This is a genomic window from Marinobacter sp. 1_MG-2023, from assembly GCF_030549045.1.
GTDB lineage: Bacteria > Pseudomonadota > Gammaproteobacteria > Pseudomonadales > Oleiphilaceae > Marinobacter.
The window spans coordinates 193,407-205,953 of record NZ_JAUOST010000002.1 but is presented as its reverse complement, the minus strand read 5'-3'; the positions used below and the strand labels follow the sequence as shown (position 1 = coordinate 205,953).

Annotated in this window: 12 protein-coding genes; 5 read left to right on the top strand and 7 right to left on the bottom strand. The window is 54.2% G+C overall.

The features are described 5' to 3' along the window. Nucleotides 1–54: 54 nt before the first annotated feature. Nucleotides 55–870 (bottom strand): pyruvate, water dikinase regulatory protein, encoded by an 816-nt coding sequence (locus tag Q4606_RS07175; protein ID WP_303593402.1) that lies wholly within the window; start codon nt 868–870, stop codon nt 55–57. A gap of 151 nt (nt 871–1,021) precedes the next feature. On the opposite strand from Q4606_RS07175, the gene ppsA reads away from it, so the two are divergent. Beyond that, complete coding sequence (gene ppsA / locus Q4606_RS07170; RefSeq protein ID WP_303593400.1) at nt 1,022–3,394, top strand: phosphoenolpyruvate synthase; 2,373 nt, start codon at nt 1,022–1,024, stop codon at nt 3,392–3,394. Nucleotides 3,395–3,424: 30 nt separating this feature from the next. Continuing rightward, the gene (gene rraA / locus Q4606_RS07165; RefSeq protein WP_303593398.1) at nt 3,425–3,904 is read left to right on the top strand and encodes a ribonuclease E activity regulator RraA; all 480 of its coding nucleotides are present in this window, start codon (nt 3,425–3,427) and stop codon (nt 3,902–3,904) included. A gap of 48 nt (nt 3,905–3,952) precedes the next feature. Here rraA and Q4606_RS07160 read toward each other — a convergent pair whose 3' ends face one another. The 3 genes from Q4606_RS07160 to Q4606_RS07150 form a co-directional block, all read right to left on the bottom strand. Beyond that, on the bottom strand, nt 3,953–4,243 hold the full coding sequence (locus Q4606_RS07160; RefSeq protein WP_303593396.1) for a PilZ domain-containing protein: 291 nt from the start codon (nt 4,241–4,243) through the stop codon (nt 3,953–3,955). A gap of 5 nt (nt 4,244–4,248) precedes the next feature. Continuing rightward, nucleotides 4,249–4,920, bottom strand: coding sequence for a TIGR04211 family SH3 domain-containing protein (locus Q4606_RS07155; RefSeq protein ID WP_303607104.1), 672 nt, complete (start codon nt 4,918–4,920; stop codon nt 4,249–4,251). A 139-nt stretch (nt 4,921–5,059) separates the two neighbouring features. Continuing rightward, the gene (locus Q4606_RS07150; RefSeq protein WP_303593392.1) at nt 5,060–5,359 is read right to left on the bottom strand and encodes a YciI family protein; all 300 of its coding nucleotides are present in this window, start codon (nt 5,357–5,359) and stop codon (nt 5,060–5,062) included. A gap of 129 nt (nt 5,360–5,488) precedes the next feature. Here Q4606_RS07150 and Q4606_RS07145 point away from each other — a divergent pair, with 129 nt between their 5' ends. Further along, on the top strand, nt 5,489–6,367 hold the full coding sequence (locus tag Q4606_RS07145) for a PHP domain-containing protein (protein WP_303607103.1): 879 nt from the start codon (nt 5,489–5,491) through the stop codon (nt 6,365–6,367). Here the strand turns inward: Q4606_RS07145 and Q4606_RS07140 are convergent. The 3 genes from Q4606_RS07140 to Q4606_RS07130 form a co-directional block, all read right to left on the bottom strand. Continuing rightward, the gene (locus tag Q4606_RS07140) at nt 6,364–6,906 is read right to left on the bottom strand and encodes a YecA family protein (RefSeq protein WP_303593390.1); all 543 of its coding nucleotides are present in this window, start codon (nt 6,904–6,906) and stop codon (nt 6,364–6,366) included. The two genes, Q4606_RS07145 and Q4606_RS07140, sit on opposite strands and share 4 nt — an antisense overlap. A gap of 3 nt (nt 6,907–6,909) precedes the next feature. Next, nucleotides 6,910–10,218 (bottom strand): ribonuclease E, encoded by a 3,309-nt coding sequence (gene rne / locus Q4606_RS07135; protein WP_303607102.1) that lies wholly within the window; start codon nt 10,216–10,218, stop codon nt 6,910–6,912. 242 nt (nt 10,219–10,460) lie between these two features. Beyond that, nucleotides 10,461–10,784, bottom strand: a complete 324-nt coding sequence (locus tag Q4606_RS07130; RefSeq protein WP_303593387.1) for a hypothetical protein — start codon at nt 10,782–10,784, stop codon at nt 10,461–10,463. A 43-nt stretch (nt 10,785–10,827) separates the two neighbouring features. Here Q4606_RS07130 and rluC point away from each other — a divergent pair, with 43 nt between their 5' ends. Then, nucleotides 10,828–11,892 carry a 23S rRNA pseudouridine(955/2504/2580) synthase RluC gene (gene rluC, locus Q4606_RS07125; protein ID WP_303593385.1) on the top strand — a complete coding sequence of 355 codons (1,065 nt, stop codon included), beginning with the start codon at nt 10,828–10,830 and terminating at the stop codon, nt 11,890–11,892. Continuing rightward, nucleotides 11,892–12,539 carry an HAD family hydrolase gene (locus Q4606_RS07120; RefSeq protein WP_303593383.1) on the top strand — a complete coding sequence of 216 codons (648 nt, stop codon included), beginning with the start codon at nt 11,892–11,894 and terminating at the stop codon, nt 12,537–12,539. Before rluC ends, Q4606_RS07120 begins: the two co-directional genes overlap by 1 nt. The last annotated feature ends 8 nt before the right edge of the window (nt 12,540–12,547 follow it).

The window sequence follows — 12,547 nt, the reverse complement described above, 5'->3', positions numbered from 1 at the left end:
CTGCCAGCTTCCCAAGAACTATTCCAGATACGATTCTTTTCCCAGAAATTACTGCTATCGGTTTCGCTTCAGGCCGGTAGCAACCATGATGCGTGTCGAGATTTCTTCGACTGAATACGCAGTCGTATTCAGGAAAGAGATGCGCTCTCGCCGGTACATCAATTCAATCTCTTCGATTTCGTGCATGCATTGCTGGATGGACGAATAACGGGAATTTGGTCGACGCTCATTACGGATGGTGGCTAATCGCTCCGGCTCAATCGTCAGGCCAAAGATCTTTTGTTTATGGGGGCGTAGAGCTTTTGGCATCTGCTGATCCAGCAGATCCTCCTCGGTAATCGGGTAGTTGGCGGCTTTAACGCCATATTGGAGCGCTAAATACAGGCAGGTGGGTGTTTTGCCGCTGCGGGACGCACCGACAAGAATCAGGTCTGCCTCATCGTAATGTCGCGTGCGTGCACCGTCATCGTTGTCCAGTGCAAAGTTCACTGCGTGTATGCGCCGCTCGTACACACCTTCATTATTGATCGCATGGGACTTGCCCACGGAATAGGATGAAGAAGACTGTAATTCCTGTTCCAGAGGGCTCAGGAAGGTTCCAAAAATATCCACCATGAACCCCTGGGCATCCGAGATAATTTCACGGATTTTGCCGTCCAGGATTGTGTCGAAGATCAAAGGCCGGGTACCGTCGGTTTCAGCGGCGCTGTTAATGCGTTTGACCATATCCCGGGCTTTTTCAACATCGTCAATATAGGGTACGGTAATACGCTCAAACTCAATTTTTTCGAATTGGGCCAGTAGGCTGTGACCGAGGGCCTCGGCGGTCAGGCCGGTGCCATCGGAGATAAAGAAGGCTGTACGTTTCATGGTGTTGGTCCGGCTCCCTAGGTAAAATCCGATGGTTACAGTATCATACACGCCATGCTCGATACTCCGCAGTGGTTGTTATCCGATTTTTGCGCTTGATACCGCTGGCCCGGTTTAATTCTTAGCCTCACAGATTCAAGGGAGACACGCTTTGGAAGATTACATAATCTGGTTTGATCACCTGGGAATGTCCGATGTTGACCGGGTAGGTGGCAAAAACGCCTCCCTCGGTGAAATGATCAGTAATCTCGCCAATGCAGGTGTAACGGTTCCTGGTGGTTTCGCCACCACGGCTCATGCTTACCGTGAGTTCCTGGCCAAAGATGGCTTGAAGGGCAAGATTGATAACGTCCTCGACACCCTCGATATAAACGATGTGAACGAACTGGCCAGGGTAGGTGCGAAGATTCGCCAGTGGATTATCGAAACTCCCTTTCCTGATGCACTGGAAGTCGCGCTCAAGGATGCCTACGCGCAAATACTCAATGGCAACGACCAGATGGCGGTCGCCGTGCGGTCGTCAGCAACGGCTGAAGATCTGCCCGATGCTTCGTTTGCCGGTCAGCAGGAAACCTTTCTGAATGTGGTCGGGCTTGAGCAGGTTCGCACGTCGGTTAAAGAGGTGTTTGCCTCTTTGTTTAATGACCGCGCGATTTCTTACCGTGTTCACCATGGTTTCGACCACAAACTTGTAGCCCTGTCTGCGGGTATACAGAAGATGGTGCGTAGCGAAACCGCCTCAAGCGGCGTTATGTTTACGCTGGATACTGAATCCGGCTTCCGGGACGTTGTATTCATTACAGGCTCTTATGGCCTTGGTGAGACGGTTGTTCAGGGTGCCGTTAACCCGGACGAGTTCTACGTTCATAAACCCACACTCGATGCCGGCCGGCCAGCCGTTTTGCGCAGGAACCTCGGCAGCAAAGCCATCAAGATGGTGTATCACTCCGAGCCCGGTGAAGGCCAGCTTGTTGAAACCGTTAAAGTGGACCCGGAAGAGCGTGGCCTGTTCTGTGTTTCAGATGCCGAAGTCGAAGAGTTGGCCCGGCAGGCCATGATCATCGAGAAGCACTATCAGCGCCCAATGGATATTGAATGGGCCAAAGATGGTGATGATGGGAAAATTTATATCGTGCAGGCCCGTCCGGAAACGGTTAAAAGCCGGGCTTCTGCCAACGTAATGGAGCGTTACCTGCTGAATGAAACCGGCACCGTGCTGGTTGAAGGCCGCAGTATTGGCCACAAAATTGGTGCCGGCCCGGTCAAGATCATTACCAGCATAAAAGAAATGGATCGCGTGCAGGCTGGTGATGTGTTGGTGACTGACATGACAGATCCGGATTGGGAGCCTGTTATGAAACGTGCTTCCGCGATTGTTACGGACCGTGGTGGCCGGACCTGTCACGCCGCTATCATTGCCCGCGAACTGGGTATCCCCGCAGTAGTGGGCTGTGGTGATGCAACGGAAGTCCTGAAGGATGGGCAGGAAGTAACCGTGTCATGCGCTGAGGGCGATACCGGGCTGATCTACGAAGGTGCTCTGGACTTCGAGCTGCGTGAAAATACCGTGGACTCCATGCCCAATATCCCGTTCAAGATTATGATGAACGTAGGTAACCCGGATCGTGCTTTTGATTTCCAGTCCCTGCCTAATGAAGGGGTTGGTCTGGCCCGTCTTGAGTTTATTATTAACCGCATGATTGGTGTGCACCCGAAGGCCCTTCTGAACTTTGAAGGCTTGCCGAGGGATATCAAGCAAACCGTCGAGAAGCGTATTTCCGGTTATAGTTCTCCGGTTGATTTTTACGTCGACAAGCTGGTTGAAGGTATTTCTACTCTGGCCGCCGCCTTCTGGCCGAAAAAGGTTATCGTGCGGTTGTCTGACTTCAAATCCAACGAGTATGCCAACCTGATCGGCGGTACCTTATACGAGCCGGACGAAGAAAACCCGATGCTGGGGTTCCGCGGTGCTTCACGTTATATCTCGGAAACATTCCGTGACTGTTTTGAGCTGGAATGCCGTGCGCTCAAAAAAGTACGCGATGTAATGGGTTTGACCAACGTTGAGGTTATGGTGCCTTTTGTGCGCACTGTCGGTGAAGCCGAGCAGGTGGTCAAACTTTTGGCTGAGAATGGTCTCAAGCGCGGAGAGAATGGTCTTCGTGTAATCATGATGTGCGAACTGCCGGGCAATGCGTTGCTGGCCGAGAAGTTCCTAGAGCACTTTGATGGTTTTTCTATTGGTTCCAATGACCTCACTCAGCTGACCCTCGGCCTGGACCGTGACTCGGGCATTATTGCGCACCTTTTCGACGAGCGGGACGAGGCCGTTAAAATACTGCTTTCCAGTGCTATTCAGGCCTGTAAAAAAGCAGGCAAGTACATCGGCATCTGTGGTCAAGGACCATCGGACCATCCCGATCTTGCAAAGTGGTTGATGAATCAGGGCATTGATACTGTATCCCTTAACCCGGATTCGGTGTTGGATACCTGGTTCTTCCTGGCCGATGAAAAAATCGACTGATTTAACTCTGTACGTAAGGAGAGCGATAAGGTGACAACGATTATTACCCCGGATTTGTGTGATGAGTTTCCGGAAGTTGAAGTGGTCGCACCTGGCTTCAATAACTATGGTGGTATAAAGGCCTTCGGTGGCGAAATCGTTACCGTAAAGTGCTTTGAAGACAACTCTGTGGTGAAAGAGCAGGTTGGCTTGCCTGGCAATGGTCGCGTTATGGTAGTTGATGGTGGCGGTTCCATGCGCCACGCGCTACTGGGCGATATGCTCGCTGAAAAAGCGGCCAGCAATGGTTGGGCAGGGTTGATCATCTATGGGTGCGTGCGGGATGTTGACGAGATCGGCAAAACGGATCTGGGGGTCCAGGCGCTGGCTACTTACCCTCGGAAAAGTGAAAAGCGCGGGCTAGGCGATCTGGATGTGCCTGTGACATTCCATGGCGTGACCTTCCGTCCGGGCCACTATGTATACGCTGATAACAACGGCATCATCGTGTCAGAAAAGCCGTTGGTTTAACTGCCTTACCCCTGGTTTTTCGGAGCCAGGGGCAGGCGTGAGGGGAGGTTAGCGGGTGACTTCGCTGATATTGGTTCCCAGCAAGAAACCCTCGCCCTCCGGCTCGCACCGGATTACCTCGCAGATCGTCTCCAGCGGAGGGAACTGATCGTTGCTCGGATGGAGCACCGTGCTCAGCTCTTCCCCCACCATTACCGGGTTTCTTACAAGCAGCTGCATTCCTGTTGCACTCAGATCCTTGCAGGTGCCTGTAAAAACATTTCCCTTGCTGTCGGTAATCTCGATTTCCGACTCAACCTGCATTCGATGAAAGTCACGCTTTTCTGAATAGTCCTTCATAGCGTTTACGCCCAGTTATCGGTTTTTCTTGTCGGTTTGAGCATCGGAATAACCAAAGCGAGGAATACCCCTCCGAGCACGAGACCGGCGCCTACGAGCATGAAGTCTGATTCTTTGCTGGCTTCCAACCGCTCGTTCTCTGCGGTTAACACTTCCAGATCGTTACGCAGCTTCTGATTCTCACCCAACAACTCGCCGTTCCGACGCTTCAGGTTGATCGAATCTGAAGAAATGCTCTTGATGCGCCTGAGCTCTTCCTGTAACTCCTCGGTGCGGGTAGATAAGGTAGTTTCCGCGTTACTCAATGAGTCTCTTTCATTGGATACTTCTGATAGCTGCGCTTTTAGAGAGGATAGCTCAGTTTGGGCCTGCTCAAGTTGCCTGCTAACAGTTTTCAGTCGGTCTGCGGCAATTGGCGTATCGCTAAGATACTGGCTTGAAACCCAGCCGTCGTTGCCCTTAGGGGTACGTACGCGGGTATAGCCGGAGTCTGATGTTTCAATAACTTCAAGAGCGGTGCCGCTGGGAACTGCGTTTTCAATGATACGGAATTGGGAGCCGGCGCCGGACCTGACAGGGAGATAAAGCTGATCATCAACCCAGGCGGTTTTTGCCTGGGCAGCGGCAATAGAAGACAGTATAAAAAGCGCACTGATGGCAAGGCGAAAAAGCGTCACTGGCAATATTCCCACGGTGTTCAGGTTAAAAGGGTGGTTCTGGAAGAGAGTAACTACTAAAGCAACAATTTTGTCACAGATCTGCGACCATTCAAGCGCGCTGTCATTACAATAAGCTCATGGATCAGGTTCAGTTGTTTCAGGGCAGTACAACTTTAAAGGGCTTAACCGTCACTTTCTGATAAACGCCAGCATCAACATAGGGGTCGCTGTCTGCCCAAGCCTGTGCTGCACTCAGGGAGTCGAACTCGGCAACTACGAGGCTGCCCGAGAAACCTGCTTCACCCGGATCAGCCGTATCGACAGCAGGGTGGGGCCCTGCTACCAGGAGCCGACCTGCGGCCTTGAGTTGCTGCAGTCGTTCGAGGTGGGCGGGTCTGGCTGCCTGGCGCAGAGGCAGGCTATTGTCGATATCTTCACTGATAATGGCGTAGTACATACTGCTCTCCGGTTTTGTGGCAGCTACCGATTAATAATGCATGCAGCGGAATGGCTGATACACTGTTGCTCCTGGCCTGCGTAAGCTGGTTCAGGCGCATACTGCCACTCACTTCACGCTGGAATTTCTGTGACTATACCGCAAGACCCTGTTTTGTGCATTGATCTGCATTGCCATAGCACCGCATCAGATGGTGCGCTCACGCCTACGGAGTTGGTGGTCCGCGCTGCGGATCAAAAGGTCACGCACCTTGCGCTCACAGATCACGATACGATTGATGGCCTGGAAGAGGCGCAGGCTGCAGCAGAAGCCAATGGTGTAGTACTGGTTCCGGGTATTGAGCTTTCCTGTTTATGGCGGAGCCATACAATCCACATCGTTGGTCTGGACTTTGATATCAGTAATACCCATTTCCTCGAGGCACTGAAGCAGCAGAACCGCAATCGCTGGGCAAGGGCTGCCATGATTGCTGAGCGTCTCAACAAGCTTGCCATTCCGGATTTACTTGATCGTGCCGTCGCCGAATCCGGCGGTGATGTTCCCGGGCGCCCGCACTTCGCGAAAGTAATGGTGGAAGCAGGTATCGTGAAAAATGCCGCGCAGGCGTTCAAGCGCTATCTGGGCAGTGGAAAGGTGGGTGACGTCAAGGCTTACTGGCCAGAGCTGCAGGAGGTCGTGCAGTGGATTAACTCGGCCGGCGGACTCGCTGTGTTGGCTCACCCCCGGAAGTACCAGCTTACTGCAACGAAACTCCGGGATCTTGTTGCTGATTTCCGGCGAGCTGGAGGGCAGTCTATTGAGGTGTCCACGTCAGGACAATCCAGTGGGGATCTCGGGTTTCTGGCTGAGCTGTGTAGGCGGGAAAAGCTGTTAGCCTCCCAGGGCAGTGATTTCCACTTTCCGGGGGCCCCCTGGTGTGAGCTTGGCCGGATTATGAAAATGCCAGACGGGCTGGAGCCGGTCTGGCATCATTTCAGGCAGGTTCCTGGCGTTGACGCGCGAGTTTAATCCGGCGCGTGGAACAGCAGGTACAAGTCAGTTAGCGAGTCGGGGATAGCGTCGGCCATCTGACGTGACAGTTTTTCGCTGTTGCGGACGTTCTGGAAGTCTTCGTCGTCAAAAAGACCCGACAACGTCAGCATGGGCACCATCAGGTCGGCGGTGTCCTGTTCGCTGGCAGCATCCAACCACTCATCCTCGTTTTCCAGGAAGGTGTCCACGAAGCCCGCGCACCAGTTTTCCAGAGCGTTAATCGGATCACCATCCTCCGGTTCTGGTAGCTCCAGAGCCTGGCCCATATCCAGCGCCTTGACCATGCTGGCTGCCAGCTGTGTAACGCACTGACGGAAGGTTTCAGGAATTCCACCGCCGGGTGTCTCATCGGTGCCTGTAACCAGGCGAAACACCGTTTCGACACTCAGCTTCGTTGGCCCTACAACGCTGGCGCAAACTGCGCCATGGAAGCCGAAAAAGTCGAGTGCTTCATCCCCCCATGGCTCGGCAAAGAGGATGTCTTCCAGAGCTTCAATGTCGGAATCGGACAACATCCTTTAGTTACCCCCGGACTTTTTTGCTTCTTCAGCTGCTCTCTGGCGTTTACGAACCTCGCGCGGGTCGTTGTAAGCGCGACCGGGTGTTACCGGAGCCACCGCTTGTTCTACAGGCTTTTCTGAAGCTTCAGAAGCAGTCTTGGTCGGTTCGGCCTCAGGCTTGTCTTCAGGTGCTTTCTCTGCAGATTTATCCGCTGCTGGCGTTTTTCTCCGGCTTCTGGCGGGTACTGACCTTTGCTTTTTCGCAGCAGGAGCGGCTTTGCTCTCGTCTTCAGAAGAGCTTGCTTCGGCGTTTGAAGGTTCTTTTTCGTCTTCTTTGGCTAAAGGCTTCTCGGGCACCACCGGTGCTTTCTCTGCTTCGGCTGCCGGCTTTTGTTCAGTCTCGGCTGAAAGCGAAGGCTCTTTTTCCACTGCTGAGGGCTTTTTATCCGCAGCTGAAGGCTCTTTTACCGAAGCTGAAGGTTCTTTTTCCGGGGCTGAGGGCTCTTTACCCGGGGCTGAGGGCTTTTTATCCGCGGCTGAAGGCTCTTTTTCAGGAGCTGAGGGCGCTTTATCCCCGGCAGCGGGTTTACTCGCCTCAGTAGCCCCACTGACTTTATCGGCCGGTTTCGGAGTGGTTTCTGCGGTCGTCTCCTCGCTTACCGCAGCTTTTGCCTCAGGCTCAGGTGTCTTGGCCTTGGGTGCTGCTTTCGGCTTGGCTACCGGTGCTTCCGCTTGCGCAGTTGGTTCTGCCTGAACGGGGGCATCGGTAGGGGCCTTGACTGCGGGCTTAGGAGCTTCCGGAGCCTCTTGTTCTTCAGGTTTAGGTGCCGAGGCCAGTTTCGTCTTGTCAGTAGCAGCATCGGCGTTAGCCGTGTCAGTGACGGTCTCGGTTTTTTGTGCCGGTTTAGGCTCAGCGGATGCCTTCTGTTCCGGTTGCTTCTTTTGGCTCTGTGAGGCCGCTTGGGATTTTGCGCTGGCTTGATCTGCGCTCTTTTCCGTCGCGGTAGGTGTTTTCACATCCGCACTGGCGTTATCCCGGCTTCTTTCAGGCTGAGTATCTTTCTGATGCTTCTCATTGCGTGCATTCTTGCGAGCTGCAGGGCTGGAAGCGGGAGCCTCGGACGATGAGCCGTCCCGATTACGTGGGCGGCGCGGCTTACGACGGCTTTCATCAGAACCGGATTTTTCGGTTGTCGGTGCCTTTTGACGGGCTTCCTGCTGATTTGTGTCTTTTTGATCGCCGTTATTTCTGTTGTCGCGCTGGGGCCGGTTGCGGTTTTGGCCGCGGCTCTGGCCTTCTTTACGCCCGTCCCTGCGATTATCGTCACCACGGTTGTCAGAGCCTTTGTTCTCGGCGCCTTTATTGGCATTCTGGCGATTCGGGTTTGAACGGTTCTGATCGTCGTTGCGGTTGCGTCCCCGCGAGCGGTTATCATCGCTGCGGTTTGCCTGGTTATTGCCCTGACGGCGCTCGTTACCGGTGCGATTGTTGCCGCTAGAGCTTTGGCCATCACGCGCTACGCGTGTTTTGCGACGATCCTGGCGCGCTTGATTACGCTGGTCTCCGCTTCTGGCTTCTGAGTTGTCACGGGCATTGGTCGGCTCCTCTTCCTCATTGTTAAAGAAGCACGCAATCTTGCGACCAATGCGACGGAACAGTCCGTCGTCCTGCTCTTCAGAGACGTTGACCTCTTCTGCTTTTGCAGTCGGTGCGGCGGCGTTCGGGCGAATAGCTCTGACTGCCGCCTGCTCACGAACTGGCTTTTCTGCTGCGGGAACTTCAAGCACCTCTTCTTCGCGCTCGCTGTATTCCTGCGCTACCTGGTGGCTTGAAATATGCTCTGGCGCTGTTTCATCATCGCGCATACGCAGAATTTCAAAGTGCGGTGTTTCCATATGAGGAACCGGCACAATCACGACGCTGACTTCCTGGCGCGCTTCGATATCCGCGAGTTGTTTGCGCTTTTCGTTCAGCAGGAAAGTAGCTACTGATACTGGCACGATGGCCCGTACTTCGCCGGTCTTTTCTTTAGAGGATTCTTCGTAGATCAGGCGCATAATGCTCAGCGCCAGAGATTCGATACCACGAATTGTGCCCTGGCCTTCACAGCGGGGGCACACTTCGCTACGGGTTTCGCCCAACGAAGGTCTCAGCCGTTGGCGGGACATTTCGAGCAGGCCGAAGCGGGAGATTTTGCCCACTTGAACCCGGGCCCGGTCGATTTCCAGCGCTTCGCGCATCTTTTGCTCGACTTCGCGCTGGTGTCTTGCGGGGGTCATGTCGATAAAGTCGATTACAATCAGGCCGCCCATATCGCGCAGGCGTAGCTGGCGGGCGATCTCTTCTGCTGCTTCCAGATTAGTCTGGAAGGCAGTTTCTTCTATATCCTGGCCTTTGGTGGCTCGGGAGGAGTTGATGTCGATAGACACCAGGGCCTCGGTAGGATCGATAACGATAGAGCCGCCAGAAGGGAGCCGGACTTCCCGCTGGAATGCAGTTTCGATCTGGCCTTCTATCTGGTAACGGCTGAACAGGGGGATTTCGTCCTTGTACAGCTTGATCTTGTTCTCGAACGTAGGCATGACTGCGCGGACGAAGTTCAGTACGTCCTCGTAAACGCTTTCCGAGTCGATCAATACCTCTCCGATGTCCTGGCGAAGGTAATCACGAACGGCACGGATAATGACGTTGCTTTCCTGGTGGATAAGGAAGGGCGCTTTGCGCTCTCCTGCTGCCTGGGTAATGGCTTCCCAGAACTGCACCAGGTAATCGAGGTCCCATTGAAGTTCCTCGGAGGTACGGCCAATACCCGCGGTGCGCACGATGATGCCCATGGACTTGGGCACCTGCACGCTGTTCATCGCTTCCTTGAGTTGGGCTCGTTCTTCGCCTTCAATGCGACGTGAAATGCCGCCTGCGCGAGGGTTGTTGGGCATTAAGACGAGGTAGCGACCAGCAAGGGAGATGAAAGTGGTGAGGGCGGCGCCTTTATTGCCACGCTCTTCCTTGTCGACCTGAACGATCACTTCTTGGCCTTCGGAAACCACTTCTTTGATATTGACCTTGCCTTCGATCTGTCCCGGAGATTTTTTAAAGTAATCTCTGGAGATTTCCTTCAAGGGAAGGAAGCCGTGACGATCGGCGCCAAAATCAACAAAAGCTGCTTCCAGGCTTGGTTCTACACGGGTAATGCGCCCTTTGTAGATGTTTGATTTTTTCTGTTCACGGGAGCTGGATTCGATATCGAGGTCGAACAGGCGCTGGCCGTCAACCAGGGCGACGCGCAACTCTTCTGGGTGAGTTGCATTAATAAGCATTCTTTTCATGGAAAGAGGATTTTCCTGTCGTTTAATTTTGACAGAAAACCAGTGGGCGTCGCATCTGCGAAGCAGGATGTGCGTGCCGCGGGCCCCGCTGAATCAGAGGCCAAGCGACGGACAGACGGATCATACCCTGTTGGGGTAAGATCCTGTTGATCTGAGACCACCGCCGACATCCCTAATGCCTGCTGGCAGGGAAGTGTCGCGTAGGGTTCGTGTCTGTTGGCGCATATAATCCGTTTTCAGGTTCACACAAGTGCCTGGGTCTCACGTCTTATTCGTAAGCTGGACGGCCCGGCCTTGCATGGCAGTGAATCTTCGCGATATCGCCCGGCGGTTTTCCGCACGGTTGCAATCATTCCGGTGCCAGTTCGCCGTTTTTTGAGCGGGTATTCCCTGGCGCTTCGGAAGCATTTCTTGCGCCGGGCCCGATAGTGATTGGGCGTTCGGCGTTCAAACTCTTGAATAGTGTCGGTATACTTCTGCCGCTCCGGCTTCTGACTCGAATTGGTCAGGCCGTAGACAAACGACAGATCACGCCGGAATATAACAGCATTCAGGGAGTCGTTCAATCCCGCTCGTATCACCAGCTATACCACCCGAGAAAGGAACCTTATGTCCCGCAAATCTGCTACCGGAAAGCCTACAAGTGCCAGGGTCAGAAAACCGGTGTCACGCCCGGGCAGTAGTGCCAATGCAAGGCAGGGAAGTGGCGGCCGAGAAGTGGTTCAGCAGGGGGTTCTTTGGGTCACGGTTGACGAAGATAATCATGGGCAGCGCCTGGACAATTTCCTTCTGGCGCAGCTTCGTGGCGTGCCCAGAAGCATTATCTACCGCATTGTCCGCAAAGGTGAGGTGCGTGTGAACAAAGGGCGGGTGAAGCCCGACACACGACTTGCGACGGGTGACCAGGTGCGCATTCCACCGGTTGTTCGCAAGGAGAAGGCTCCTCAAGCCGCACCCGGTAGCCGGGTGCAGGGCGTGGTCGAGGCTGCTGTTGTATTTGAGAATGATCAGATGTTGGTCGTCAACAAGCCATCGGGTATTGCAGTGCATGGTGGCAGCGGTCTCAGCTTTGGCCTGATTGAGGTGCTGCGAGCCGCTCGCCCGGAGGCCCGCTTTCTTGAGTTGGTGCACCGCCTTGACCGAGATACCTCCGGGCTCGTGATGGTAGCCAAAAAGCGATCAGCGCTTCGTTATCTGCAGGATGAACTCAGGCAGAGGCGGATTCGTAAACACTACCATGCCCTGGTAGCTGGGAGTTGGCCAGACAAGTTGGGTCGGGTTGATGAGCCGCTGTTGCGGTATGAGATGCCAAATGGCGAGCGCAGGGTAAGGGTGGACGAGGCCGGAAAGGCCTCGCTCACAACCTTCCGATGCCTTGCGCGCTATGACGGTTACAGTCTGGTGGAGGCATCGCCGGTTACCGGTCGCACCCATCAGATTCGCGTTCATAGCGCCTGCGCGGGTCATCCGATAGCGGGCGATGATAAGTATATGGATGATGTTAGTCTGAAGGCATTCCGGTCGGTGGGCGGTCAGCGCCTCATGCTGCACGCCAGGGCTCTTGAGCTTTTGCTGCCTGTTACAGGGGAGGCGGTTAGATTCGAGGCGCCTTATGATGAAGCATTCAGTCAAGTGTTGAGTAGGCTTGAAGCGCGTGCAATGGGAGCAGGTTGATGGAAGTTAAAGTTGTAATTTTTGATTGGGATGGGACGCTTGTCGACTCCGTAGATCATATTGCGGACAGCCTGCATCGGGCTGCCACTGAGCTGGGGTATCCTGCGCTGGAGAGAGAGGCCTATCGTGACATTATTGGTTTGGGCATGGTTGAGGCTCTTGAGCGGCTTTACCCGGGTATCACTCGCGAAGAAATGACGGCTATCCGGGAGGGGTACGGGAATTATTTCTTCCGCAAGGTTACGACGCCCCAGAACGTGTTTGAAGGTATGGCTGATGTGGTAGCAGATCTTCGTGGTGCCGGGCGAGGGTGTTCAGTGGCCACAGGTAAAAGTCGTAGAGGTCTGGAGTCAGCACTTGTTTCCAGTGGGCTGGGAACGCATTTTGATATTACACGCTGTGCCGACGAAACCCGGTCCAAGCCAGATCCGAAAATGCTTGAAGAGATACTGTTCTTCTACGGCGCTGAGCCTTCGGAGGCCGTTATGATCGGCGATACCCGCTATGATCTCGAAATGGCCCAGCGCATTGGTATGCCCTCTATTGGTGTTGAGTGGGGGGTTCACAAGCGTGATGTGCTTGGTGGATATGCTCCCCGAGCCATTGTTGATTCAGTGCCGGACCTGCGTAGCGTGCTCGGTTTGTAAGCCAATTT